21 protein-coding genes are annotated in these 23,371 nt (G+C 68.3%); 9 read left to right on the top strand and 12 right to left on the bottom strand.

Annotation, left to right across the window (positions count from 1 at the left end):
• Positions 1-327 precede the first annotated feature (327 nt).
• Positions 328-1,365, bottom strand: a complete 1,038-nt coding sequence (locus KHC19_RS09235; protein ID WP_213352066.1) for an AraC family transcriptional regulator — start codon at positions 1,363-1,365, stop codon at positions 328-330.
• Between the two features lie 246 nt (positions 1,366-1,611).
• Here KHC19_RS09235 and KHC19_RS09240 point away from each other — a divergent pair, with 246 nt between their 5' ends.
• From KHC19_RS09240 to choX, 3 genes are all read left to right on the top strand, one after another.
• On the top strand, positions 1,612-3,042 hold the full coding sequence (locus tag KHC19_RS09240; protein ID WP_213352067.1) for a DUF1254 domain-containing protein: 1,431 nt from the start codon (positions 1,612-1,614) through the stop codon (positions 3,040-3,042).
• An 89-nt stretch (positions 3,043-3,131) separates the two neighbouring features.
• A complete protein-coding gene (locus KHC19_RS09245; protein WP_213352068.1) occupies positions 3,132-4,022 on the top strand; it encodes a hypothetical protein in 891 nt (296 codons plus the stop codon).
• Positions 4,023-4,168: 146 nt separating this feature from the next.
• The gene (choX, locus tag KHC19_RS09250; RefSeq protein ID WP_213352069.1) at positions 4,169-5,113 is read left to right on the top strand and encodes a choline ABC transporter substrate-binding protein; all 945 of its coding nucleotides are present in this window, start codon (positions 4,169-4,171) and stop codon (positions 5,111-5,113) included.
• 266 nt (positions 5,114-5,379) lie between these two features.
• Here the strand turns inward: choX and KHC19_RS09255 are convergent, their stop codons facing one another.
• The gene (locus KHC19_RS09255; RefSeq protein WP_213352070.1) at positions 5,380-6,345 is read right to left on the bottom strand and encodes a GlxA family transcriptional regulator; all 966 of its coding nucleotides are present in this window, start codon (positions 6,343-6,345) and stop codon (positions 5,380-5,382) included.
• A gap of 92 nt (positions 6,346-6,437) precedes the next feature.
• Between KHC19_RS09255 and bcoG the strand changes: the two genes are divergently transcribed.
• From bcoG to KHC19_RS09280, 5 genes are all read left to right on the top strand, one after another.
• Positions 6,438-7,340, top strand: a complete 903-nt coding sequence (gene bcoG, locus KHC19_RS09260) for a 3-dehydrocarnitine:acetyl-CoA trimethylamine transferase BcoG (protein WP_213352071.1) — start codon at positions 6,438-6,440, stop codon at positions 7,338-7,340.
• A 5-nt stretch (positions 7,341-7,345) separates the two neighbouring features.
• Positions 7,346-8,842 (top strand): carnitine 3-dehydrogenase, encoded by a 1,497-nt coding sequence (locus tag KHC19_RS09265; protein WP_213352072.1) that lies wholly within the window; start codon positions 7,346-7,348, stop codon positions 8,840-8,842.
• 179 nt (positions 8,843-9,021) lie between these two features.
• Complete coding sequence (locus KHC19_RS09270; protein WP_213352073.1) at positions 9,022-11,154, top strand: FUSC family protein; 2,133 nt, start codon at positions 9,022-9,024, stop codon at positions 11,152-11,154.
• Position 11,155: 1 nt separating this feature from the next.
• The gene (locus KHC19_RS09275) at positions 11,156-11,401 is read left to right on the top strand and encodes a DUF1656 domain-containing protein (RefSeq protein ID WP_213352074.1); all 246 of its coding nucleotides are present in this window, start codon (positions 11,156-11,158) and stop codon (positions 11,399-11,401) included.
• A complete protein-coding gene (locus KHC19_RS09280; RefSeq protein ID WP_213352075.1) occupies positions 11,392-12,261 on the top strand; it encodes an efflux RND transporter periplasmic adaptor subunit in 870 nt (289 codons plus the stop codon). Before KHC19_RS09275 ends, KHC19_RS09280 begins: the two co-directional genes overlap by 10 nt.
• A gap of 66 nt (positions 12,262-12,327) precedes the next feature.
• On the opposite strand, the gene KHC19_RS09285 is transcribed toward KHC19_RS09280, so the two are convergent.
• The 8 genes from KHC19_RS09285 to KHC19_RS09320 form a co-directional block, all read right to left on the bottom strand.
• On the bottom strand, positions 12,328-13,110 hold the full coding sequence (locus tag KHC19_RS09285; RefSeq protein ID WP_246548559.1) for a hydroxypyruvate isomerase family protein: 783 nt from the start codon (positions 13,108-13,110) through the stop codon (positions 12,328-12,330).
• 12 nt (positions 13,111-13,122) lie between these two features.
• Entirely contained in the window at positions 13,123-14,184 is a 1,062-nt protein-coding gene (locus KHC19_RS09290; protein ID WP_213352076.1) for an Ldh family oxidoreductase, read from the bottom strand.
• A 10-nt stretch (positions 14,185-14,194) separates the two neighbouring features.
• Positions 14,195-15,691, bottom strand: a complete 1,497-nt coding sequence (locus KHC19_RS09295; protein ID WP_213352077.1) for a tripartite tricarboxylate transporter permease — start codon at positions 15,689-15,691, stop codon at positions 14,195-14,197.
• Positions 15,692-15,697: 6 nt separating this feature from the next.
• The gene (locus tag KHC19_RS09300; RefSeq protein ID WP_213352078.1) at positions 15,698-16,189 is read right to left on the bottom strand and encodes a tripartite tricarboxylate transporter TctB family protein; all 492 of its coding nucleotides are present in this window, start codon (positions 16,187-16,189) and stop codon (positions 15,698-15,700) included.
• Positions 16,190-16,215: 26 nt separating this feature from the next.
• Entirely contained in the window at positions 16,216-17,193 is a 978-nt protein-coding gene (locus KHC19_RS09305; RefSeq protein WP_213352079.1) for a Bug family tripartite tricarboxylate transporter substrate binding protein, read from the bottom strand.
• Positions 17,194-17,277: 84 nt separating this feature from the next.
• A complete protein-coding gene (locus KHC19_RS09310; RefSeq protein ID WP_213352080.1) occupies positions 17,278-17,694 on the bottom strand; it encodes a cupin domain-containing protein in 417 nt (138 codons plus the stop codon).
• A 2-nt stretch (positions 17,695-17,696) separates the two neighbouring features.
• Entirely contained in the window at positions 17,697-19,106 is a 1,410-nt protein-coding gene (locus KHC19_RS09315) for an NAD-dependent succinate-semialdehyde dehydrogenase (RefSeq protein WP_343207682.1), read from the bottom strand.
• The gene (locus tag KHC19_RS09320; RefSeq protein WP_213352082.1) at positions 19,103-20,188 is read right to left on the bottom strand and encodes an isocitrate/isopropylmalate dehydrogenase family protein; all 1,086 of its coding nucleotides are present in this window, start codon (positions 20,186-20,188) and stop codon (positions 19,103-19,105) included. The genes KHC19_RS09315 and KHC19_RS09320 overlap by 4 nt, the downstream gene beginning before the upstream one ends.
• A gap of 157 nt (positions 20,189-20,345) precedes the next feature.
• On the opposite strand from KHC19_RS09320, the gene KHC19_RS09325 reads away from it, so the two are divergent.
• Positions 20,346-21,281, top strand: coding sequence for a GntR family transcriptional regulator (locus tag KHC19_RS09325; protein ID WP_213352083.1), 936 nt, complete (start codon positions 20,346-20,348; stop codon positions 21,279-21,281).
• Between the two features lie 51 nt (positions 21,282-21,332).
• Here KHC19_RS09325 and KHC19_RS09330 read toward each other — a convergent pair whose 3' ends face one another.
• Complete coding sequence (locus KHC19_RS09330) at positions 21,333-22,109, bottom strand: LytR/AlgR family response regulator transcription factor (RefSeq protein WP_246548647.1); 777 nt, start codon at positions 22,107-22,109, stop codon at positions 21,333-21,335.
• The gene (locus KHC19_RS09335) at positions 22,109-23,272 is read right to left on the bottom strand and encodes a sensor histidine kinase (protein ID WP_213352085.1); all 1,164 of its coding nucleotides are present in this window, start codon (positions 23,270-23,272) and stop codon (positions 22,109-22,111) included. Before KHC19_RS09335 ends, KHC19_RS09330 begins: the two co-directional genes overlap by 1 nt.
• Positions 23,273-23,371 lie beyond the last annotated feature (99 nt).

The following is a 23,371-nucleotide window of genomic DNA, read 5'->3' on the forward strand; positions in this document are numbered from 1 at the left end:
CGCTTCAGGGCGGAGAGGATGAACTGAAGACCGCCTCCGTCCTCACTGTCCGGCGGCGGATGGCTTTGGCGTTTCCTCCGGCCGCCTCGTGTTCCCGAGTGTCGGCGGAATGCCGGCGCGTCGTCGGCCGGCAGGGGTAGCGTGTTGGCTCGAGGCAATATTTTCCAATGATAAGATCTGATCCTTCCGATCATGAATCCTAATGCGGATCGGCGCCTTTCAACGCGGTGCCGCGCGCGGCGCACGGGGGATCGCGGCCCCGATCATGCGTTGCCCGGCGTCATGGCGCCGGCGACGTGCTGCGCGTGCGCCCAATGACGGCGCGATCTACGAAGCGGAGGTTTCCGCCTCGTTCCGCATCAACGACCAATGCTCACTGCGCCATTGCGAGGGCGTCACGCCGGTCCAGCGCTGGAAGGCGTGGTCGAAGGAGCTGTTGGCGGAATAGGACAGCGCCTCCGCAATGCGGCCGATGGGCAGGCGGGTGAGCGCCAGCAGCTCGCGCGCGACGGTGAAGCGCACCTCGTCCTTGATGTCCTCGAAGGTGGTGCCGGCGCGCGCCAGATGCCGGGCGAGCGTCCGCGGCTCCAGGCCCAGCTCGCGCGCGACGGTGGCGCGGCCGGCTTCGCCGAGCATCAGCCGCGGGCGCAGGGCGTGGCGGACCCTCGCCGCCACATCCTCCATATCGCCGCGGACCATGTCCTGTATGGCGGCGCGAAGCTGCATCCGCCGGGCCGGATTGGCGCCCGGCAACGGCATGGCCATGTCGTGCCGGGCGATGACGATGCCCGTCTGCTCCTGATCGAAGAGGATGCCGGTCTTCAATATGTTCCGGTAGACGGCGGCATTGTCGGGCCGGCCGACGCTCTCCACCACGCGCAGCGGCTGCACGCGCCCCCCGGTGAGCGCCCGCACCATGTTGCAGCCGATGGCCACCACCAGATCGTGGATCTGGCGGCCCAGGCCGGCACCGGCGTCATAGAGGCCATAGCCGATGAAGTAGTGCTCGTCGGTATGCCGGAGATACACCACCGCACCGCGCGAATAGCCGATCTGCAGGCCGACATAGTCCCGGAAGGCATCGCCCAGCGTCGGCGCGCTCGCCATCATGTCGCCGATGGCCCCCAGCGCCCGGTGGTCGCTGCGCGCGCCCAACAGCAGCCCCAGATGCGGGCACTGGGCCAGGCTCGCGCAGCGCTCGATCAGGCCGGTGAGGGCGGGATAGGCGAAGCGCGCCTCCGGCAGGAGCTGCCCGGGCTCGATCCCGGTACCGGCGAAGGCCTCGTCGAGGCTGACGCCGAGCTCGGCAAGCAGGGCCGGGAGCTCGGCCACCGGGCCGACGCGCTGGGACGGAACGTTGTTCAAAATCGGCGGGCCCTGTCCCCAAATAGCAAGCGGATCGGGCACTCATAAGCTATGCCTCGGGCAACCGGCAACGCCGTTTTCTTGGACTGATCAAATGACGCATGCCGAACATCTGCGTATCTGGCTCCGCGTGCGGCCCCTTCTTCGACCCGAGCCTCCGCTGTCGATCCGTTCCGCTTGCCGGGGCGCGGCCCTCCTTTTCGCCAATACTCCATCCGACCACGCCTATCGTTGAGGTATCCTGTCATGAATGTTTCACGCCGTATGTTGATGCTTGGCGGCGCGTCGCTTGTCACGGTCGCCACGCTGCACAAGGCCATGGCCTGGGACGGGCCCATTCTCGATCTCGTCGAGGGGGCCGAAGATTTCGACATCGCCTCGGACGCCTATGTCTTCGGCTATCCGCTCGTCACCATGGAGATGACGCGGCGGGTGATGACCAATGTGGCGAAGCCCGAGGGTACCCGCGCCCCGATGGGCACGCTGATCAAGCTGCGCAGCTATCCCGACGCGTCCTTCCGGGACGTGACCGCTCCCAATGCGGACACGCTGTACACGACTGCCTTCCTCGATGTCGGCGAGGAGCCCTGGGTGGTGAGCGTGCCGGACATGAAGGGCCGCTATTTCCTGCTGCCCTTCCTCGACGGCTGGACCAACGTGTTCCAGGTGCCCGGCGCCCGCACCACCGGCACCGGCGCGCAGACCTATCTCGTCACCGGCCCCGGCTGGTCCGGCAAGGTGCCGGACGGCATGGTGCAGCTCAAATCCTCCACCAGCATCGTCTGGATGCTCGGGCGCATCTACTGCACCGGCACGCCGGAGGACTATGCCGCCGTGCACGCGCTGCAGGACCAGTTCAAGCTGTTCCCGCTGAGCGCCCTCGGCAAGGACTACACCCCGCCCGCCGGCAAGGTCGACGCCGCGATCGACATGAAGACCTCGGTGCGGGACCAGGTGAACGCGCTGAGCGCCGCCGACTATTTCAAGCTGCTCGCCGAGCTGATGACGCGCAACCCGCCCGCCGCCAAGGACCAGCCGGCGCTGGAACGGTTCGCGCGGATCGGCCTGGTGCCCGGCAAGGGCTTCGATCCCGCCAAGGTCGACCATCGCTGGGACCGGCGGCTGCCGCAGCTCTCCTATGACCGCATCATGCTGCACTTCAAGGACAGCGGCGGCGACATCCAGAGCATCAATGGCTGGGGCTACACCACCAAGACCGGCGTCTACGGCACCGACTACCTGCAGCGCGCCCTCATCACCGCCATCGGCCTCGGCGCCAACCGGCCGCAGGACGCCGTCTATCCCACCTCGCTGAAGGACAAGGACGGCCAGTACTATAGCGGCGCGAACACATACGAGCTGCGTTTCGCGCCCGGCCAGCTGCCGCCGGTCAAGGGCTTCTGGTCGCTGACCATGTACGACGCGGAGATGTTCTTCGTCGCCAACCCGATCGACCGCTACTCGATGAGCCTGCGCACCAACCCCAAGCTCGAGGCGGACGGCTCGCTGGTCATCTACATCCAGAACCAGAGCCCCGGCGCGGACAAGCAGGCAAACTGGTTGCCCGCCCCGAAGGATCGGTTCAACCTGATGCTGCGCCTCTATTGGCCCGACGAGAACGATCCCTCGATCCTGAACGGCTCCTGGGTCATCCCGGAGGTGAAGAAGGTCGGCTGAGGCGGCGGGCAACCGCCTCCCGGTCTTGTTCGGAAACGGCCGCGCGTGCCGGCGCGGCCGTATCACGGCACAGAGGACAGGAGAACGTGATGGGCAACCAGATGCACCGGCAGGCGGCGCAACGCCGGCTCGGCCATGCGCCATGGCGGCACGCGCCGTTGCGGCTCGCGCCGTTACGGCTCTGGCCGTTGCTGTTCATGGCCTCGCTTGCCGCGGGCACGGCCCATGCCGCCGATCTTCCGCCTTCCGCGCCGCCATCCGGTGCCGTGGCGCCGGCCCAGCCGTCGGACTGGCGCTTCCAGGCCACGCTCTATGGCTGGCTCACGGCGATCGACGGCGATGTCGGCGTCGGCAGGCTGCCGACGGTGCCGGTGCACGCCTCCATCCCCAACGTGCTCGACAATCTCGACGGCGCCCTGATGGGCTCGTTCTTCGCCAGCAACGGGCAATGGCTGTTCCTGGCCGATCTCGTGCTGGCGAAGCTGTCGCACAGCGACCAGGTCGGGCTTTACGGGCAGAGCGCTCTCGACGCCGAGCTTTCCCAGACCATCGCCACCGGCGCGATCGGCTACTGGCTGCCGCTCGGGCTCTCCCATGTCGACCTCGCGGTCACCGGCGGCCTGCGCTATGTGCGGGTATCCTCCGACGTAGCGCTGACGTCGGAGCGGCTGCCGGCCACGCTGTCGGGCAGCCAGACCGAATGGTGGATCGACCCGACGATCGGCTTCGCGGCGCAATGGAAGATCGACGAGCGCTGGTTCGTGAACGCCACCGCCGATATTGGCGGCTTCGGCGTCGGCTCGAAGCTGTCCAGCACCGGCTATGTCGGCCTCGGCTATGTGTGGACGTCGTCGATCTCCTCCGCCGTCGGCTATCGCTACCTCTACGAGGACTATGAGAGCTCCAATGGCGATGGCGGCTCGTTCCGCTACAACACGACGATGCACGGGCCGACGATAAGCCTCGCCTGGCATTTCTGAAGCCGGGCGTCGCCCGGCTGACGGCGGTGCGGCGCTGCGCATTCGGTCATCTGGGGTTCGAGAACAGTCAAGCAGCGAAAGGAGCCGGGCGTAGGCTTTCCCTTGCGATGCCGCCAGCGGCGTGATCGCCAACACGGGGAACAGCAATGATTTCACGCCGTCTCGTTGCCTGCCTCACCTTGTCCGCCACGCTCATTGGGTCGCCGGCCTTCGCCAACGACCCCGCCGCGTGCGCCAAGCCACGCTTCTCCGATGTCGGCTGGACCGACATCACCGCCACCACCGAAATCGCCCGGCAGGTGCTGGCCGGGCTCGGCTACAAGCCGGAAGTGTCGGTCCTCTCCGTCGCCATCACCTTCAAGGCGCTGGAGAATGGCGACCGCGACATCTTCCTCGGCAACTGGATGCCGCTGCAGGAGCCGACCCAGGCGCCGCTGGTGAAGGCCGGCAAGGTCGAGATCGTCGCCGACAACCTCAAGGACGCGCGCATCGGCTTCGCCACCTCCAAGGCCGCCTATGATGCCGGCCTCAAGACCTATGCCGACATCGCCAGGTTCAAGGACCAGCTCGGCGGCAAGATCTACGGCATCGAATCCGGCAGCGGCGCCAACAACACCATCTCCAAGATGATCGCGGAGAACAGCTTCGGCCTGAAGGGCTTCGACCTGGTGGAATCGAGCGAGCAGGGCATGCTGGCCCAGGTCGCGCAGGATATCCGCCAGAACAAGCCGGTGGTGTTCTTCGGCTGGCAGCCGCACCCGATGAACGTCAACCTGCCCATCGCCTATCTCACCAAGGGCAATGACGTGTTCGGGCCGAACGACGGCGGGGCCACCGTCGTCACGCTGACGCGGCCGGGCTATGCGAAGGAGTGCCCCAATGTGGGGCGCTTCCTCTCCAATCTCGTCTTCAACGTCGCGATGGAGGATCGGCTGATGAGCGACATCCTCGACAAAAACATGCAGCCGGACGCCGCCGTGCGGGCGTGGCTGAAGGAGAATCCCGCCGCGCTCGACAAATGGCTCGCCGGCGTCTCCACGCTGGACGGCAAGCCCGGCCTCACCGCGGTGAAGAGCGGGCTCGGCCTCTGAGGCCGGCCGACAACCATCGTCATGGCCGGGCTTGCCCCGGCCATCCACCTCTCCGGCCGGGTACGGGCGGTGAGGAAGACGCGGATTCCCGGGTCAAGCCCGGGGCGTTTCGGCACTTTGTTGCGTCGCCGGACGACAGCCGGGACTTGCGTGTCCGGCCCATCTGGAGCCTTTCCGGTGAACTCCAGTTCACCGGAAAGGCTCTAGGTTTTTGTTCGGACGTGTTTTCTTCACGCGAACCGGATCCCGCTTCGCTCGAAAACGCTCTAGAGCCGGGCGCGCCGCGCCGCCGAGGGCGGCACGCCGAATTGCCGGCGATAGGCGCGCGAAAGCGAGGCGATGGCGGAAAAGCCCGTCCGCTCGGCGATGTCGGCGATGGGAAGGCTGGTATCGAGCACCAGGCGGCGCGCGGCGCTGAGCCGCAACGCGACGTAATAGGCGCCCGGCGACACGTCGATCGTCTTGAGGAACAGCGTTTCCAGCCCGCGGGTGGAGATGTCCAGCCGCCGGGCGATGGCGGCGATGGTCACCGGCCGGTCGATATGCGTCTCCATGATGCGGATCGCCTTGGCGACGCGCGGCTCGTGCTGGCGGATGCGCCCGAGCGAGACGATGGGCTGCACGTCCGAGCCGGTCCGCATCTCCTCATAGATATAGAGGCTGGCGACATCGAGCGCCGCCGAATAGCCGTTGCGGGCGCGGATCAGCGACAGCATGCAGTCGAGCGCCGGCGTCGCCCCGCCGGTGGTGAACACCGGCTCGTCGACGACGAAGCGGTCCGGCTGCACGTCGACATTGGGGAAGCGGGCCGCGAAGTCCTCCAGATCCTCCCAATGGGTGGTCGCCCGGCGCCCGTCGAGCAGCCCGGCAAATCCCATCAGCCACGACCCGGATTCGATGCCGCCGACGATCCGCGAGCGCGTCGCCCCCATGCGCAGCGCCCTGAGGATGCGGGGCGTCGCCTGGCTGGCCGCGTCGAAGGCGGCGAGCACGATCAGGGCGTCCTGGGGGTCGGCCGGCGCGAAGGCGCCATCCACCGGGATCGGCAGGCCGCAGCTGGCGACGGGCATTTCGCCATCCATAGAGACCAGCCGCCAGCGATAGGCGGTGCGGCCGAGCACGCGATTGGCACCGCGCAGGGGATCGAGCGTCGCCGCCAGCGAAAGCAGCGACAGCCCGGGAAACAGCAGCAGCGTGACGTTCAGCGTCTCGTCGGAATGAGCAAAGATCATCGCTTCGCGAAGTGGCAAATCCGTTGCGCAAAGAGTTGCGTCACGGTTTCGCTTCCCCGTCAAGCTTCGCGGAGTTTTCCGGGAGTTCCGAGATGCCCTTGTCGATGAACCGCGATGTCTTCATCACCTGCGCCGTCACCGGCGCCGGCGACACGGTGGGACGCTCGCCCCACGTTCCCGTCACGCCGAAGCAGATCGCCGAGAGCGCCATCGAGGCCGCCAAGGCCGGCGCGGCGGTGGTGCATTGCCATGTGCGCGACCCCGAGACCGGCGCCGCCTCCCGCCGCCGTGACCTGTTCCGCGAGGTGACCGACCGCATCCGTTCGGCCGAGGTCGACGTGGTGCTGAACCTCACCGCCGGCATGGGCGGCGACCTGGTGTTCGGCAGCGTGGAAGCGCCGTTCCCGCTCAACGCGGCGGCGACCGACATGGCCGGGGCCACCGAGCGCGTCGCCCATGTCGCCGAGTGCCTGCCGGAGATCTGCACTCTCGACTGCGGCACGATGAACTTCAATCTCGGCGACTACGTCATGACCAACACGCCTGCCATGCTGCGCGAGATGGCGCGGCAGATGACGGCGCTGGGCGTGCGGCCGGAGATCGAGGCGTTCGATACCGGGCATTTGTGGTTCGCCAGGCAGCTGGTCGAGGAAGGCCTGATCGAGAATCCGGTGCTGGTGCAGCTGTGCATGGGGATTCCGTGGGGGGCGCCGGACGACCTCAATACTTATCTGGCGATGGTGAACAACGTGCCGGCGGGCTGGGTGTACTCGGCCTTCTCGATCGGCCGCAACGCGCTCGCCTATCCCGCCGCGGCGGTGCTGGCCGGCGGCAATGTCCGCGTCGGCCTCGAGGACAATCTCTATATCGGCAAGGGCCAGCTCGCCACCAATGCCCAGCTGGTCGAGAAGGCCGCCACCGTCGTCACCGGCATGGGCGCGCGCGTCATCGGCCCGGCCGAGGTGCGCGAGAAGCTGAAGCTGGTGAAGCGCTGAGGAGAATGACGATGCTCGCACCCATCTCCCGCGCGGCCTGCATCGGCGGCGGCGTCATCGGCGGCGGCTGGATCGCCCGCTTCCTGCTCGCCGGCATCGATGTGAGTGTGTTCGACCCGCATCCTGAGGCCGAGCGCATCGTCGGCGAAGTCATCGCCAATGCCGAGCGGGCCTATGGGCTGCTCACCCAGGCGCCGCTGCCGGCGCGCGGGCAGCTGGTGTTCTGCGCCAGCCTCGCGGAAGCGGTGAAGGGCGCCGAATGGGTGCAGGAGAGCGTGCCGGAACGGCTCGACCTCAAGCACCGCGTGCTGGCGGAGATCGACGCTGCCGCCCCGGCGACGGCGCTGATCGGCTCCTCGACCTCCGGCCTCAAGCCCTCCGATCTGCAGCAGGGATTGAGCCATCCCGGGCGGCTGTTCGTCGCCCATCCCTACAACCCGGTCTACCTGTTGCCGCTGGTCGAGATCGTCGGCGGCGCGGCGACGGCGCCCGCGACCATCGAGCGGGCGAAGGCGGTGCTGGACGCCATCGGCATGAAGGGCGTGGTCATCGCCCGCGAGATCGAGGCCTTCGTCGGTGACCGTCTCCTGGAAGCGCTGTGGCGCGAGGCACTGTGGCTGATCAAGGACGACATCTGCGACGTCGAGACGCTCGACGACGTGATCCGCTACTCCTTCGGCCTGCGCTGGGCGCAGATGGGGCTGTTCCAGACCTATCGCATCGCCGGTGGCGAGGCCGGCATGCGGCACTTCCTGGCGCAGTTCGGGCCCTGCCTGCAATGGCCGTGGACGAAATTGACCGACGTGGTCAACCTCGACGAGGCGCTGGTCGAGAAGATCGGCGCGCAGTCCGATGCCCAGGCGGCGGGCCTGTCGATCCGCGAATTGGAGCGGATCCGCGACGAGAACCTCGTCGGCATCGTGCAGGCGCTGAAGGCGGGGCGCGGCGGTGAAGGCTGGGGCGCGGGAGCGCTGCTGGCGGATTTCGAGCGGCGCCTGCTCGCCGGCGCCCCGGCCCCGGCGCCTGCCGACCCGACGGCCCCGCTGGCGCTGGTCGAGACCCGCGTCTCGCCGGCTTGGATCGACTATAACGGCCACATGACCGAGCACCGCTATCTGCAGGTGTTCGGCGACACCACCGACGCGCTGCTGCGGCTGATCGGCGTCGACCTCGCCTATGTCGAGGGCGGGCACAGCTACTACACGGTGGAGACGCATCTGCGGCACCTCGACGAGGCGCGGCTCGGCGAGGAGCTGCGCACCACCTGCCAGATCCTGTCGGTCGACGAGAAGCGCCTGCATCTGTTCCACCGGATGTTCGCCGGTGCGGACCGACGCGAGATCGCCACCGCCGAGCAGATGCTGCTGCATGTGGATGTCGCGAAAGGGCGCGCGATGCCGGCGACGGACGCCGTCCTCGCACGCCTTCGGGGCCTCGCGGCGGCGCATGCGTCGCTCCCGGCGCCTGCCGGCGCGGGCCGCTCGGTCGGCGGAAGCCGGTAGATACCGGTCCGGGAACGAAGCCTAGTCGGCATCCGATCAGGGCATCGTCGCCTCGGGAGGAGAGGGGCGTTCCATTTGCCCGCGCCTCTGGCGGCGTCTCCCGCTTCACCTGTCCGGCTCCACGCGCTAAGGCTGGCGATCATTCGCTTGCATCGCGACCCGAGCGCGGCTGGAGAGAGATGAGCATCGCCGAGAACACGGCCCCCCGATGGCGTCCCGCATTCGGCGTCGACCTCGGCTGGCGCAATGTGGTGTTTGCGCTGCGCACGGCGGTGGCGGCGGTCGTCGCGCTGGCCATCGCCTATTGGCTGGAACTGCAGGACCCGCAATGGGCGGTGCTGACCGTCTACCTGCTGGCGCAGCCGACCGCCGGCGCGGCGCTGGCGAAAGGGGCCTACCGCATCGTCGGAACCGTGCTCGGCGCGGCGGTCGGCCTCATCGTCCTGGCGCTCTATTCGCAGGCGCCGGTGCCGCTGGTCGGGGCCATCGCGCTCTGGCTGGCGCTGTGCTTCTTCATCGGCGCCCAGATGCGCAACTATACCGCCTATGGCTTCCTGCTGGCCGGCTACACGGCCCTTCTCGTCGGGCTGCAGGGCGCCGCCGACCCGGCGCATGCCTGGCGCCTCGCCTTCGACCGCACCGCGGAACTGCTGATCGGCATCGCCTGCATCACCGCGGTGAGCGTGATCGTGTTCCCGCGCTATGCCGGCGTCATGCTGCGCGAGCAGCTTGCCGACCTGTTCGGCCGGCTCAGCCATTACGGTGCGACCGCGCTGCGCCCCGCCACCCCGCTCGCGACCTTCGCCGCGCTGCGCCGCACGATGGTCGAGGCCGTGGTGAAGTTCGACGCCTTGCGATCCTTCGCGGCGTTCGAGGCCCCGGAGCTGCGTGCCGACGACGCGATGCTGAAACGCATGGTGCGCGAATTCCTGCGGGTGCTGGCCATCGCGCGCGGGCTCTATGTGCGCATCGAGGATTTTCAGGTCGAGGGATCGGGGCCGATCGTCGAGCGGCTGCGGCCGGCCATGGCCGCCACCGCCGCGCTGTTCGATCGCCTCGCCGCCGATCCCCGCGCCTTCGCGACGCCGCACCGGACCCGGTCGGAACTGCTCGCCGCCCGGGTGGCGCTCAACGAGGCCGCCGTCGAGCTGGAGGCGATGGCGGGGAGCGTGCCGTTCCAGCCGCTGGCGGAAGGGCTGCTCATCCTGCACCGCGCACGCGACCTGCTGCACGGGCTCTCCATGGTGATGGTGAGCGAGGCGGCCATCATGCGCGGCCGCCGCCGCGCCGCGCAGGCGGAAGCGAGCATTCCGGTGATGCCGGCGGCCTCGAACGCCGAGGCGCTGCTGCTGGCGATACGCTCCGCCCTGGCGCTGGTGGTGATGTGCACGCTCTGGGCGGCGACGGAGTGGACCGACGGCTTCGATGCCGTCTCCGGCCTCGCGATCATCCTGTTCTTCGCGGTCAATCAGGACCGCCCCGGCAAGCTCGGCTTCGCCTTCCTGCTGTGGTCCGGGATCGGGATCGCGGCCGCCTATGCGGCGATGGTCCTGGTCCTGCCGTGGATCGAGGGCTACGAGGCGCTGGCGCTGTTCCTCATCGTGGCGCTGCTGCCGGCCGGGCTGATGGCGGGAACGCCGCAATATGCCTGGCCCGGCATCGCCTTCGGCAGTTTCTTCACCGCCGAGATCGGCACGAGCAACATATTCCAGCCCGACGAACTGGCCCTCGTCAATTCCGCCTTCGGCCTGCTGTCCGGCATGGCGATCTCGCTTGTGCTGCTCAATCTGTTCCCGGTGACGTCGCTCACCACGCGCGGGCGCATCTGGACCGTGACGATCGGGCGGCTTCTGCCGGAGGCGGCGCGCGGACAGCGGCACGAGCGGGTGATTCTCGGAGAGATCATCGCGATGCTCGCCCAGCTGCTGCCCCGGCTTTCGCTCGACCGGCGGGGCGAGGAGGAGTTCCTGCGCGGTACGCTCGGTGCCGCCTCCGTCAGCCTCGAGCTCGGCCGACTCAACCGGCTCCGGCGGGCGCCCGGCCTGTCCGCCGAGCTCGCGGGGATTCTCGACGACTTCCTCACGGCGTTTCCCGCCGAGCTGGAGGGACTGTCGAGCGCCGGCGGCGGTCCGGCCGGGGTGTCGCGGGCCGAGACCTGCGTGCGGGCGGCCGGCGCGGCGCTCGCCGCGCTACCGCTGGAGCCGGGCGCGCCGGGGGCCGCCCTGAACCTCAGGGCAGGCGCGTCGCTGCGGTTCATCGCCGATCGCTTCGACATCGACCGGGCCTTCTTCGCCCATGCCTACGAGAGTTGACATGGACCTCGTCAACACCCTCCCGTTCTACACGCCGGAGCTGTTCGGCTTCTATCTGTCGCCCATGCTGATGTGGGCGCTGCTGACGCTGCCGCCCTTCCTGGCCGCGAGATGGCTGCTGGCGCGGATGGGAGCCTATCGCTACGTCTGGCACCGGCCGCTCTTCGACGCGGCGCTCTACATCATCCTGTTCGGCGCCGTTATCTTCGGCCTGCCGGTATTGCACGGAGAAGCAGGATGGCTCTAGGCCGAACGGCGCTGCGCGTCGGCGTCACACTGATCGCGGTGGGCGTCGCGGTCTTCGTGGGCTGGCGGCTCTGGCAGTTCTATACCCTGGCGCCGTGGACGCGCGATGCCCGCGTCCTCGCCAATGTGGTGGAGATCGCTCCCGACGTCTCCGGCCTCATCAGCACGGTGAACGTGGTCGACAACCAGCAGGTCCGGCGCGGCGACGTCCTGTTCGTCATCGATCAGGAGCGGTTCAAGGTCGCGGTGCAGCAGGCGCAGGCCAATGTGGCGATGAAGACCGAAGCCTTGCGCCTCGCTCAGGATACCGCCAACCGCAACACAAGCCTGGTGCGCGAGGACAGCGACGCGATCTCCGCCCAGGCGGCCGAGCGCACCAGCGTTTCCGCTGCCGAGGCGGCGGCCGAGCTGCAGGCGGCCCAGGCGGCGCTCGCGACGGCGCAGATCAATTTCGAGCGCAGCACGGTGCGCGCGCCGGTGGACGGCTACGTCACCAATTTCAACGTGAATGTCGGCGACTATGCCACGGTCGGCCAGGGCGTTCTGGCGCTCGTCGACAGCACTTCCTTCTATGTCTACGCCTATTTCATGGAAACCAAGCTGCCGGCGGTGCGGGACGGCGCCCCGGCGCGCGTGGAGCTTCTGGCCGGGGACGTGATCATCGACGGGGTGGTCGAGGGCCTCAGCCGGGCGATCGCCAATACCGGCGCCGGCAGCGGGCTGCTGGCACAGGTGAATCCCAATTTCGACTGGATCCGCCTCGCCCAGCGCATTCCCGTCCGCATCAAGCTCGGCGCGCTGCCGCCGGGCGTGCGGCTTTCTGCGGGAATGTCGGCGACGGTCGTCGTCCTGCCCCGTTAGCCCCGCGCATTGTCCGGGCAGGGCGACAGGCCCGCGGCGGCACGGGAACCGCCCGATCCGGTCATGTCAGGCGAAGGCCCGTTGCCAGGTCAGGCCCGGCTCGGTGCCGGCCAGGGGGATGTATTCGAGCCCGACGGAGCCTCGATAGCCGACCCGCTCCAGGACCGAGAAGAAGGCCTTGAAGTCGAAACGGCCGGTTCCGGGCTCGTGGCGGCCCGGGTGGTCGGCGATATGGACATGGGCGATCCTGTCCGCATGCTCCGCCATGAAGGCGTGCGGGTCGACGCCGGCATTCGTCGCATGGAACGCATCGAACAGCAGCTTGAGATGGGGCGCGCCGATCTCATCCAGCGCCCGCAGCGCCTTGTGCGGATGATCGATGAAATAGTCGGCGATCGTCGCGGCGCCGATGGGCTCGACCAGCAGCGTCATGCCGCGTCGGCCCGCCTCCTCGCAGGCGAAGCCCAGATTGGCGATGTAGGCCTGCCAGGCGGCGTCGCGCTGGGCGGGATCGGCGACGACACCCGACATGACGTGAACATACCGGCTTCCGACCGCCTGCGCGTAGTCGAGGCCGACCGGGACGCCGGCGCGAAAATCCTCCTGGCGGCCCGGCAGCGCCGCCAGCCCCTTCTCGCCATGCGCAGGGTTTCCGGCGGGAAGCGCCATCTGGACGAAGGTGAGGCCGTGCTCGGCGCAGATGTCCCGCACGCGCGCGGCCGGGAGCGCATAGGGGCCGGGGTGCTCGACATGGCCGAACCCGGCCCGCGCGGCGGCGGCGAAGCGCTCCTCGAGGGCGTATTCGTTGAACATGTAGCCGAGATGGGCGCTGTAGACGGGAGGGGGCAAGGGTCTCGATCCTCAAACGGGTAGAAGCGACCGGCAGCCGAATTCGTCGGCGAGCGTCGCGAGGTCCCGGCGCGTGTCGCCGGGCAGGATCAGGCCGTTGGCGCGATTGTACGCATCGTTGCGGGCCTCCAGTTCGCCGGGATAGACGATCTCGTCATGGCCCTTGGCGAGCGGAACCGATTTCAGCTCGCCGATCAACTGCTCCATCCGCGCGCCGAAGGCGTCGGGCGACTGGAAGGCGGCGATGTCGAGGGCGATGATGAAGTGCCCGGTGCCGCCGCGCTTCTCCGCCTGGTAGGGGCCGGTGACGCCGGTGCCGAAGGCGCTGCCGGTGAGCACGCCCGACAGCATGTCCATCATCACCGCGATGGCGTAGCCCTTGTGCTCGGCCATGGGCAGGGTGACGCCCCCCAGCGCCTCCTCGGGATCGGTGGTCGGCTCGCCCGCCGCGTTGATCGCCCATCCCTCGGGGATCGCCAGCTTCTTCTGCCGGGCGAGGTAGATCTTGCCGCGCGCCACGCCGGTATTGGCGATGTCGAGCACCATCGGGGCCTGCCGGCCGGCGGGCGCCGCCCAGGACCAGGGGTTGGTGCCCACCGCCTTGGCACGCCCTCCCCACGGCGCCATGGCCGGGCTGGCATTGGTCGAGAGGAAGCCGACGCATCCCGCCCGCGCCGCCGTCAGGGTGAAGTACATGGCGGTGCCGAAATGGTTGGAGTTGCGCAGCGCCACCGCGCCGACCCCATGCAGCCGGGCGCGCCGGATCGCCTCTCGCATGCCATGCGCGGCCACGATCTGGCCCATGGCGTCGCGGCCGTCGATCACCGCGACGGCGCCGGCATCGACGACCGCCTCCGGCACGGCGTCGGTCTTCACCACCCCGGATTTGAGGCGCGCCACATACCACGGCAGGCGCATGACGCCATGCGACTGGTGCCCCCACAGATCCGCCTGCACCAGCGTGTCGGCGCAGAGCTCGGCGCCCTGCCGGTCGAGACCGGCGGTCCTGTAGACCGCCGTCGCGAAGGCGAGGAGATCGTCGGCCTTGATGGGAGGGGAAAGGGGCAGGGACATGATGAGGGCCTCAAGCCGGAAGCTGCGCCGCCCGACGCCGGCGCAGCAGCATCGGCACGAGGATGAGCAGAAGCCCGATCAGCAGCAGCGCCAGCGAGATCGGATGGGTGACGAAGACGGAGAGGTCGCCCTGGCTGATCGCCAGCGCCCGGCGGAACTGCTGCTCGGCCATCGGACCCAGGATCAGGCCGACGATGCAGGGCGCGACCGGCACGTCGAGCACGCGCATGCCGAAGCCGATCAGCCCGATCACCCAGAGGATCACCAGGTCGACCAGGTTGTTGTTGAGCGTGTAGGCGCCCATGGTCGCGAAGATCAGGATGCCGGCATAGAGCCAGGGGCGCGGGATCGCCAGCAGCTTCACCCACACGCCGGCCATCGGCAGGTTGAGCACCAGCAGCAGCACATTGCCGATATAGAGGCTGGCGATCAGGCCCCAGACCAGGGTCGAATTGTTATCGAACAGCAGCGGGCCGGGTTGCAGCCCGTATTGCTGGAAGGCGGCCAGCATGATCGCCGCGGTGGCCGAGGTCGGCAGGCCGAGCGACAGCAACGGCGCCAGCACGCCGGCCGCCGAGGCGTTGTTGGCCGCCTCCGGCCCGGCGACCGCCTCGATCGCGCCATGGCCGAACTCTTCCGGGTGCCTGGAGAGCCGCTTCTCGGTGAGATAGGACAGGAAGGTGGGGATCTCGCTGCCGCCGGCTGGCAGCGCGCCGATAGGAAAGCCGATCAGCGTGCCGCGCAGCCAGGGCTTCCAGGAGCGGGACCAGTCCTCCCGGCTCATCCATTTGGAACCCTTGAGGTCGTACATCTCTTCCGGCTCGAAGCGGTGGCGCGCGGCGTTGTAGAGCGTCTCGCCGACCGCGAACAGGCCGACCGCCACCACCACCACGTCGATGCCGTCGAGCAGTTCGGGAATGCCGAGCGCGAAGCGCGCCTGCCCGGTCTGCAGGTCGATGCCGACGAGGCCGAGCGCCAGCCCGAAGAACAGGCTGGCCAGCCCGCGCGGCAGGGAATCGCCCAGCACCGCCGTGACCGTGGTCAGCGCCAGCACCATCAGCGCGAAATATTCCGCCGGCCCGAAGGCGAGGGCGACCCGCACCATCAAGGGCGCGACGAAGGTGAGCGCCACCGTCGCGATGGTGCCGGCGACGAAGGAGCCGATGGCGGCGGTGGCCAGCGCCTGCGCCCCGCGTCCCTTGCGCGCCATGGCATGGCCGTCGAGCGCGGTGACGATGGAGGCGCTCTCGCCGGGGGTGTTCAGCAGGATCGAGGTGGTCGAGCCGCCATACATCGCCCCGTAGAAGATGCCGGCGAACATGATGAAGGCGCTGGTCGGGTCGAGATTGTAGGTGACCGGCAGCAGCAGGGCGACGGTGAGCGCCGGGCCGATACCGGGCAGCACGCCGATGGCGGTGCCGAGCGTCACGCCGATCGCCGACCACATCAGATTGTAGGGCGTGAGCGCCACGGAGAAGCCGTGGAGGAGGGCGCTGAGCGTTTCCATGGTGATCTACTTTTGCAGGGCGTCGAGCAGCGGCTCGAACAGCGAGCCGACGGGCAGTTCGAGGTCCAGCCCGAGGTCGAACACCAGCAGGGTGAGGCCGGTCAGCAGGAGGCCGATCAGCATGTTGGTGCCATAGCGACGGCTGCCGAAGGCCCGCGCGGTCATGACGAACAGCAGCGTGCCGGCGACGATCCAGCCGAGGGTTTCCAGCAGCACGATCTGCAGCAGCAGGCCGCTCGCCACCAGCGAGAAGGCCGGCCAGTCGATCTCGATCCCATCCGCCTCCACCGGGCCGGTGGTGAGCGCCTCGACTTGCAGCCACAGACCGACCAGGATCAGTCCCGCCGCGACGAGGCCGGGGAACAGGCGGGGGCCGACGGTCGTTGTCGCCCCCACCACCGGCATGGTCCAGGTTTCGAAGGCGATGAAGACGCCGAGCGCCAATACCGCCAGGCCGAAGGCGACCTCACCGAGGCGCAGGCCCTTATCCATCGTCATCGCCGTCGCTCCCTGTCAGCCGCCGGTCACTGGGACAGGCCGACATCTTTCAGCGCCGTGGCGACGCGCACCTGCTCCTGCTTGAGGAAGGCGGCGAACTCGGCCGGCGGCAGATAGGTGTCCAGCCAGCCGCGCTTCTTGAGCGCCGCCTTCCACTCCTCGGTCTTGACCATGGCGGCGATCATCCCGGCGAGCGCCTTCCTCTCCTCCTCGGGAGTGGAGGCATGCACGGCGAGGCCGCGCCAGTTCATGATGGCGAGATCGACGCCGCCTTCCTTCAGGGTGGGGACATCGACGCCCGGCATGCGCTCGCCGGAGGAGATCGCCAGCGCGCGGAGCTTGCCGGCCTCGATCTGGCTGCGGAATTCCTCGAAGCCGCTGATCCCGACCGTCGCATGGCCGCCGAGCGTGGAGGCGAGCACCTCGCCGCCGCCGGCATGCACGACATAATTGACCTTGGTCGGGTCGACGCCGACGGCCTTGGCGATGAGCCCGACCATCACATGGTCGATGCCGCCGATGGAGCCGCCGGCCCAGGACACCGCCTGCGGGTTGGCCTTCAGCTTGGCGACCAGATCGGCCAGCGTCTTGATGTCGGACGTCGCCGGCACGACGATGACGTTCGCCTCACCCATCAGCCGGGCCAGCGGCACCACCTGATCCAGCGTCACCGCCGATTTGGTGGTGATGATGCCGCCCATCAGCGCGAAGCCGAATACCAGGATGCTGGGCGCGCGCTTGCGGCTGGTGATGAACTGCGACAGGCCGACGGTGCCGCCGCCGCCGGCGACGTTCTGCACCTGCACGCCGGAAGCCAGGTGCTTCTCCTGCAAGACCGCCTGCATGGTGCGGGCGAGCTGGTCATAGCCGCTGCCCGGCGCGCTCGGGGCGAGGAATTCGAGCCCCTTCACCTCATTGGCCAGCAGCGGCGAGGCGCCAGCGGTCAGCGTCGCGACGGCGCCGGCCGCGAGAACGGAAAACTGGCGGCGATTGATCAGGGTCATTCTTCCCTCCCTGGGAATATCTGTTTGTCTGGATTGGCGTATTCTTGTTGGGAGAGCCGGTGGCCGGCCTCCTTCGGCCGGCGCCTAGCGGGCGCCGTGTTCGGCGTCGATGCTGCGCGTGTCGCCGGTGGCGACGATGGTGCGGGTGGCGTCGACGGAGGCGTAGGTCCAGAAGATCTTCATCGGCTTGGTCGCCGAGGCATTGCGGAAATTGTGCGGCACATTGGCCGCGATCCAGGTGGTCTCCTGCGGACCGAGATGGTGTTCGACACCGTCGAGGGTGGCGATGGCGTGCCCTTCCAGCACCATCACGCTCTCTTCGCAGTTATGGGTGTGGATCGGGATCTCCGCGCCGCCTTCGAAGGCGGTGATGCCGTTGATCAGGCTGGTGGAGCCGACGCGGCGGGTGACCAGCGGGATGGTGCGGGCGCCGCCGCCGCGCTCGCGCGGCGTGATCTCGGAGGGGCGCAGCACGGCGCCGGCGGGGGTGTTCGCGGTCATGGTCAGGCTGCCTTCACGGGACCGACCCAGAGGGTCTTGAGGTTCACGAATTCGCGGATGCCGTAGGAGCCGAGCTCGCGGCCATAGCCGGAGCGCTTGATGCCGCCGAAGGGCAGGCGCGGATCGGAGGCCACGATGCCGTTGACGAACACCGCGCCGGCATCGATCCGCCGCGCCAGCCGGGTTGCCGTCTCGACATCGGCGGTCCACAGCGCCGCGCCGAGGCCGAACTCGGTGTCGTTGGCGAGGGCTATGGCCTCTTCTTCCCCGTCGACGCGGACGATGGCGGCAACCGGGCCGAAGGTTTCCTCGCGGAACGCCGCCATGTCCGGGGTGACATGGTCGAGCACGGTGGCCGGGTAGAAGAAACCCGGTCCCTCGACGATGGCGCCGCCCATCTTCAGCACCGCGCCGGCGGCGAGGCTGCGCTGCACCTGGTCGTGCAACGTGGCACGCAGATTGGCGCGCGCCATCGGGCCGATGGACACGCCCTGTTGCAGCGGGTCGCCCATCTTCAATGCGGCGGCATGCCGGCAGAACGCCTCGACGAAGCGCTCGGCCACCGCGTTGTCGACGATGAAGCGCTTGGCGTTCACGCAACTCTGGCCGACATTGACGTAGCGCGCCTTCACCGCGGCCATGGCCGCCGCCTCGATATCGGCATCGGCGAGCACGATGAACGGGTCCGAGCCGCCGAGCTCCAGCACCTGCTTCTTCAGCGCCTTGCCGGCCTGCGCCGCGACGATGGCGCCGACCTCGGTCGAGCCGGTCAGCGTCACCGCCGCAATGCGGTCATCGGCGATGATCCCGGCGACCGAGCCGGCATCGATGAGCAGCGTGCGGAACAGCCCATCGGGGCAGCCTGCCGCGCGCATTACTTCCTCGATGGCCAGCGCGCAGCGCGGCACGTTGTTGGCGTGCTTGAGAAGGGCACCGTTGCCGGCGGCGAGGGCCGGGGCGGCGAAGCGGAAGAACTGCCAGAACGGGTAGTTCCACGGCATGATGGCGAGCACCACGCCGAGCGGATCGAACACCACGGCGCTGTGCGAGGCCGAGGAGGCGATGATTTCATCCGCGAGGAAGGCCGGGGCTTCCTTGGCATAGAAGTCGCAGTTCCAGGCGCATTTCTCGATCTCGCCTTCGGCCTCGGCAAGCGGCTTGCCCATCTCCTCGGTGATCAGCCGGGCATAGCCCGCCTTGCCGGCCCGCAGCACGGAGGCCATGCGGCGCAGGAGCTCGACACGCTCGGTGATCGGCACCTGCCGCCAGGCGGCCTGCGCCGCGGCGGCGCCGGCGAGGGCGGCCTCCACCTCGCGCTCGCTATGGAGCGGGAAGCGCGCCAGTTCGGCGCCGTCGGCGGGATTGACGGATACGAGCATGGTGGAACCGTTCGATTGGGTGGTGGAAGTCACGCCGCCCGGCCGGCGGCCGGCTGGCGCGCGATCGCCTCGCACACGGCATCGGTGAAGGCGTCGGTGGAGAGCGCGCCGCCGAGATCGGCGGTGCGCGTCGCGGGATTGCCCAGCACCGAGGCGACGGCCTGTTCGAGCGCCGCCGCCGCGGCGACCAGCGTCCGGTTGCCGTCCCGCTGCCCGCGCCAGTCCAGCAGCATGGCGGCCGACAGCATCAGCGAGGTCGGGTTGGCGAGGTTGCGCCCGGCGATGTCGGGGGCCGAGCCGTGCTGGGCCTGGGCGACGCAGATGCCGTCGCCGACGCTGATCGAGCCGCCGAGCCCGAGGCTACCGCACAGTTCCGATGCCTCGTCCGACAGGATGTCGCCGAACATGTTGGTGGTGACGATGACGTCGAAACGGTCGGGCGTGCGGATGAGATGGGCGGCGGTAGCGTCGACGATCAGCTCTTCCAGCGTGACGTCGGGATAATCGGCGGCCACCTTGCGCACCTCGCGCAGGAACAGGCCGTCGGAGAGCTTCAGCACATTGGCCTTGTGGACCGCCGTGACCTTCCTGCGGCGGGAGCGGGCCAGCTCGAAGGCCGCCCGCGCGACCTGTCGCGAGGCGCGCGCGGTGATCTTGCGCACCGACAGCGCCATGTCCTCGTCCGGCATGAATTCGCCGGTGCCGGCGACCATGTTGCGGTCGGAATAGAAGCCCTCGGTGTTCTCCCGCACGATGACGAGATCCATCGGCCGGCGCAGGAGGCTGAGGTCGCTCAGCGACCGGCAGGGGCGGACATTGGCGAACAGTTCGAGGCGCGTGCGCAGCTCGCCCGAGGGATTGATGCCGCCCTGCTGCCGCGCCGGATATTCGTAGTGCGACACCGGGCCGAGCAGCACGCCATCCGCCGCGCGGGCGGCGGCGAGGATCCCCTCCGGCAGGGTGGTGCCCTGCTCGCGCAGCGCCTTCAGGCCGATGTCGATTTCGGTCCAGCCGATGCCGGCACCGTGGCGCTCATTGACGAGGCGCAGCGCCCGCAAGGTCGCGGCAGTGATTTCCGGTCCGATTCCGTCTCCCGGCAAAACGATCACCTGCACGGCCGTCTTCCTCCCAGGCTGTTCTGTATTGGTTTTTTGTCGCGTTAAAATGCCTTATAGAGATCATATCGGCATTTTGCAATGCCAAAATACCAAGTGGGGTTTGTCCCGCCCGCGGGCTGTGCCAGAAAGGGGTGTGACAAGGATGTTTCCGGCGATGCAGACCACTCCCCTGACCCAGCAATTGGCGGCGCAGATCGCCGACTACATTCGCGCCGAGCGCCTCGGCGAAGGTGAGCGGCTCGTCGAACGGCGGCTCGGGGACCTGTTCCGGGTGTCGCGCTCGCCGGTGCGGGCGGCGCTGAAGCTGCTGGAGCAATCGGGGATCGCGCGTCCGGGCGACGGCGGCGGATATGTCATCGCCCGGCTCGATGCCGAGACGTTCCGCGCCCTCGATCACGTCCCGAGCTATGACGACGACCAGATCTATCTCGACATCGCCGACGATCGGGTATCCGGCAACCTTCCCGATCGCATCACCGAGAACGAGCTGCTGCGGCGCTACAAGCTCACGCGCGGGCGGCTGACGCATATCCTGCGGCGCATGGCGAACGAAGGCTGGATCGAGCGCCTGCCCGGCCATGGCTGGGAATTCCTGCCGGTGCTGACCTCGCTGCAGGCCTATGAGGACAGCTACCGGTTCCGCCTGCTGATCGAGCCGGCCGCCATCCTCGAGCCGGGTTTCGTGCTGAACCGGCCGGCCCTGGAGCATTGCCGGGACCAGCAGCAATGGCTGGTCGACGGCGCGATATTCGAGGTGTCGAATGCGCGGCTCTTCGAGCTCAACAGCGGCCTGCACGAGACGATCATCGAATGCAGCCGCAACAGCTTCTTCATCGACGCGCTGAAGCGCATCGACCGGCTCCGCCGCCTGATCGACTACCGGCAGATGCTCGAACGCGACAGCGCCCGCCACCGCTGCCGGGAACATCTCGAGCTGATCGACCTCCTGCTTGCCGGCAAGCGCTTCGAGGCCGCGGAGTTCATGAAGAAGCACCTGGAGGAACTAAGCACCCTCAAGGTGCGGGCACGCAGCAGGCGGCCGGGCGAGCCTTCCGCCGAACCGGCGACGTCCCGCTCCGTCTCGGCATAGGCGGGTTCCCGGCGAGCGCTTTCGCGGCCGGAAGACGTGCCGTCGTCGACGTCATCCCATATGCAGGGTGGGAGCCTCACCAAGGCCGGCATGCGTGGCCGACAGCTGGCGCAGGCGGCGGGTGCCGGCGCGCCCGAGCTCCAGCGACGGGGCGGTATCGTTGAAATGCAGCCTCGCGCGTCCGCCGTCCCGCCAGACCACCCGGGCGATGGAGCCGATATTGACGATGACCGAGCGGCTCAGGCGCAAGAAGGGTGGCGAGGGAAGCTCGGCGGCAAACTGACCGAGCAGCCGGCAAATGAGATAGGACTGGCCGCTGCCGATGGTGATGCGCGAATAGTCGCCTTCCGCGAGCACGGAGATGATGGCATCGAGGGGGAGGTAGAGCGATTGGCCGGAAAGCGTGACCAGCAATCGCTCGGGCGCTGAACGGGCGCGCGCCGGTGCCGGCTCGTCCGGTACGGGAGCGGGACCGATGCGTCGCCGCAGCCGGTCGAGCGTGAGCGTCAGCCGGTCGGGCTCCACCGGCTTCAGCAGGAAGTCCATGGCCTCGACATCGAAGGCCTCTATCGCGTATCGCGAATAGCCGGTGACGAACACGATGTGCAGCGGCCGCAATTCGGGGCGATGCTCGGCGGCCCGGATGACGTCGAACCCCCGGCCGTCGAGCAGCTCGACATCGAGAAACAGGACGTGCGGCGCAACCTCCGCCATGAGGGCGAGTGCCTGGCCGACGCTCGCCGCCTCCGCCACCACCTCGATATCGTCATGCGCCGCCAGCAATTGCCGCAGGCTGCGCCGCGCCGGCGGTTCGTCGTCGACGAGCATCACGCGAAGCATATCGGCGCCTGCAGGATGAGGCGCGCCACCACCAGCTCCCCCTCCTGGGAGAGGACCAGGGCATGCCGATCCGGGAAATGCAGCGCGAGCCGGCGGCGGATATTGGCGAGGCCGACCCCCCTTCGATGGCCGCGCGAACCGAGCCTGCCCTGATTGGCGACCGTGACCACCAGGCGGCCTTCCTCCATCCGCGCGCGCAAATCGATGTGCAATTGGGTGGCGGCTGACGGCCGCAGGCCATGCTTGACGGCGTTTTCAACCAGTCCCTGCAGGATCAGATGCGGCACCGGGAATTGGCCGGCGTCCTCATCCATGGCGACCGTGCAGCGGATGACGCGTTCGTAGCGCAGCTCCTGGATGCGCAGATAGGCCGAGACCGCCTCGATCTCCTCGGCCAGCCAGCAGACCGGCTGTCCCTGGCGATCGAGCAGATAGCGCAGATATCCGGCGATCCGCCGCGTCATTTCGAGCGCGACAGCCGGCCGGTCATAGATCTCGCCGGTGACGGTGTTCAGGGAATTGAAGAGGAAGTGCGGATCGAGCTGCAGGCGGAGCTGCTCCAGCTCGGCGCGCGCCGCGGCCGACCGCGCGTCGCTGTGGCGTAGCCGTTCGTTGCGCGCCGCACGGTCGGTTCCCAGCCAGAAATAGGCGAGTGCCCAGACGAGGAAGACCGCCGTGTAATAGATCAGGGGCGGTACCGCCGGATTGAACGAATCCGGCATGTCCGCGCCGGAGGGAAAATGCAGGCGGGCCTGATGGGCGAGCAGCATTTGCACCAGGCCGCCGGCAAAGGCGAGCAGCACGGCCAAGGGTACCATGCGGACGGCGGAGACGGGCCAGTGAAGCCAGCGCCGGACCGCCAGATGGACCCCGCAGGTCAACAGAAAGCCGAACGTGTCGGATATGCCCGCCATGAAGAGGGCGTAGGCCCAATCGCCGAAGAAGGCGACCCGCGAAAAGATCCCGAAAAGCGCAATGATGATCCAGCCGGCAAGGTTGGCTTGCCAGAATGTCGTCACCTGCGGCGATAGATCCGATGAGCGCTTGCTGAAAAAATTTTCTTTGGAATTTGTTTGCAATATCGGATTTATAGGCGAATTATTCGACGATTGATGGTCCACCTGCCCCTCGAATACGTGCGGTGCATCCATCAAGCGTAGCCGGCACTGCTGGTCAACCGGTTACCGGTTGTGTCGGCCCGCAGATCTCGCGCGCGCCGACCGCTTCACTCAGAAATGACGGGACGGCGA

Source organism: Ancylobacter oerskovii (assembly GCF_018390555.1).
Taxonomy (GTDB): Bacteria; Pseudomonadota; Alphaproteobacteria; order Rhizobiales; family Xanthobacteraceae; genus Ancylobacter; species Ancylobacter oerskovii.

Excerpts from the sequence above, each read along its gene's own strand:
- KHC19_RS09240 (WP_213352067.1), top strand. The coding sequence starts at position 1,612 with ATGAATGTTTCACGCCGTATGTTGATGCTTGGCGGCGCGTCGCTTGTC.
- KHC19_RS09245 (WP_213352068.1), top strand. The coding sequence starts at position 3,132 with ATGGGCAACCAGATGCACCGGCAGGCGGCGCAACGCCGGCTCGGCCAT.
- choX (WP_213352069.1), top strand. The coding sequence starts at position 4,169 with ATGATTTCACGCCGTCTCGTTGCCTGCCTCACCTTGTCCGCCACGCTC.
- KHC19_RS09255 (WP_213352070.1), bottom strand. The coding sequence starts at position 6,345 with ATGATCTTTGCTCATTCCGACGAGACGCTGAACGTCACGCTGCTGCTG.
- bcoG (WP_213352071.1), top strand. The coding sequence starts at position 6,438 with ATGCCCTTGTCGATGAACCGCGATGTCTTCATCACCTGCGCCGTCACC.
- KHC19_RS09265 (WP_213352072.1), top strand. The coding sequence starts at position 7,346 with ATGACGATGCTCGCACCCATCTCCCGCGCGGCCTGCATCGGCGGCGGC.
- KHC19_RS09270 (WP_213352073.1), top strand. The coding sequence starts at position 9,022 with ATGAGCATCGCCGAGAACACGGCCCCCCGATGGCGTCCCGCATTCGGC.
- KHC19_RS09275 (WP_213352074.1), top strand. The coding sequence starts at position 11,156 with ATGGACCTCGTCAACACCCTCCCGTTCTACACGCCGGAGCTGTTCGGC.
- KHC19_RS09280 (WP_213352075.1), top strand. The coding sequence starts at position 11,392 with ATGGCTCTAGGCCGAACGGCGCTGCGCGTCGGCGTCACACTGATCGCG.
- KHC19_RS09290 (WP_213352076.1), bottom strand. The coding sequence starts at position 14,184 with ATGTCCCTGCCCCTTTCCCCTCCCATCAAGGCCGACGATCTCCTCGCC.
- KHC19_RS09295 (WP_213352077.1), bottom strand. The coding sequence starts at position 15,691 with ATGGAAACGCTCAGCGCCCTCCTCCACGGCTTCTCCGTGGCGCTCACG.
- KHC19_RS09300 (WP_213352078.1), bottom strand. The coding sequence starts at position 16,189 with ATGACGATGGATAAGGGCCTGCGCCTCGGTGAGGTCGCCTTCGGCCTG.
- KHC19_RS09305 (WP_213352079.1), bottom strand. The coding sequence starts at position 17,193 with ATGACCCTGATCAATCGCCGCCAGTTTTCCGTTCTCGCGGCCGGCGCC.
- KHC19_RS09310 (WP_213352080.1), bottom strand. The coding sequence starts at position 17,694 with ATGACCGCGAACACCCCCGCCGGCGCCGTGCTGCGCCCCTCCGAGATC.
- KHC19_RS09325 (WP_213352083.1), top strand. The coding sequence starts at position 20,346 with ATGCAGACCACTCCCCTGACCCAGCAATTGGCGGCGCAGATCGCCGAC.
- KHC19_RS09330 (WP_246548647.1), bottom strand. The coding sequence starts at position 22,109 with ATGCTCGTCGACGACGAACCGCCGGCGCGGCGCAGCCTGCGGCAATTG.
- KHC19_RS09335 (WP_213352085.1), bottom strand. The coding sequence starts at position 23,272 with ATGGATGCACCGCACGTATTCGAGGGGCAGGTGGACCATCAATCGTCG.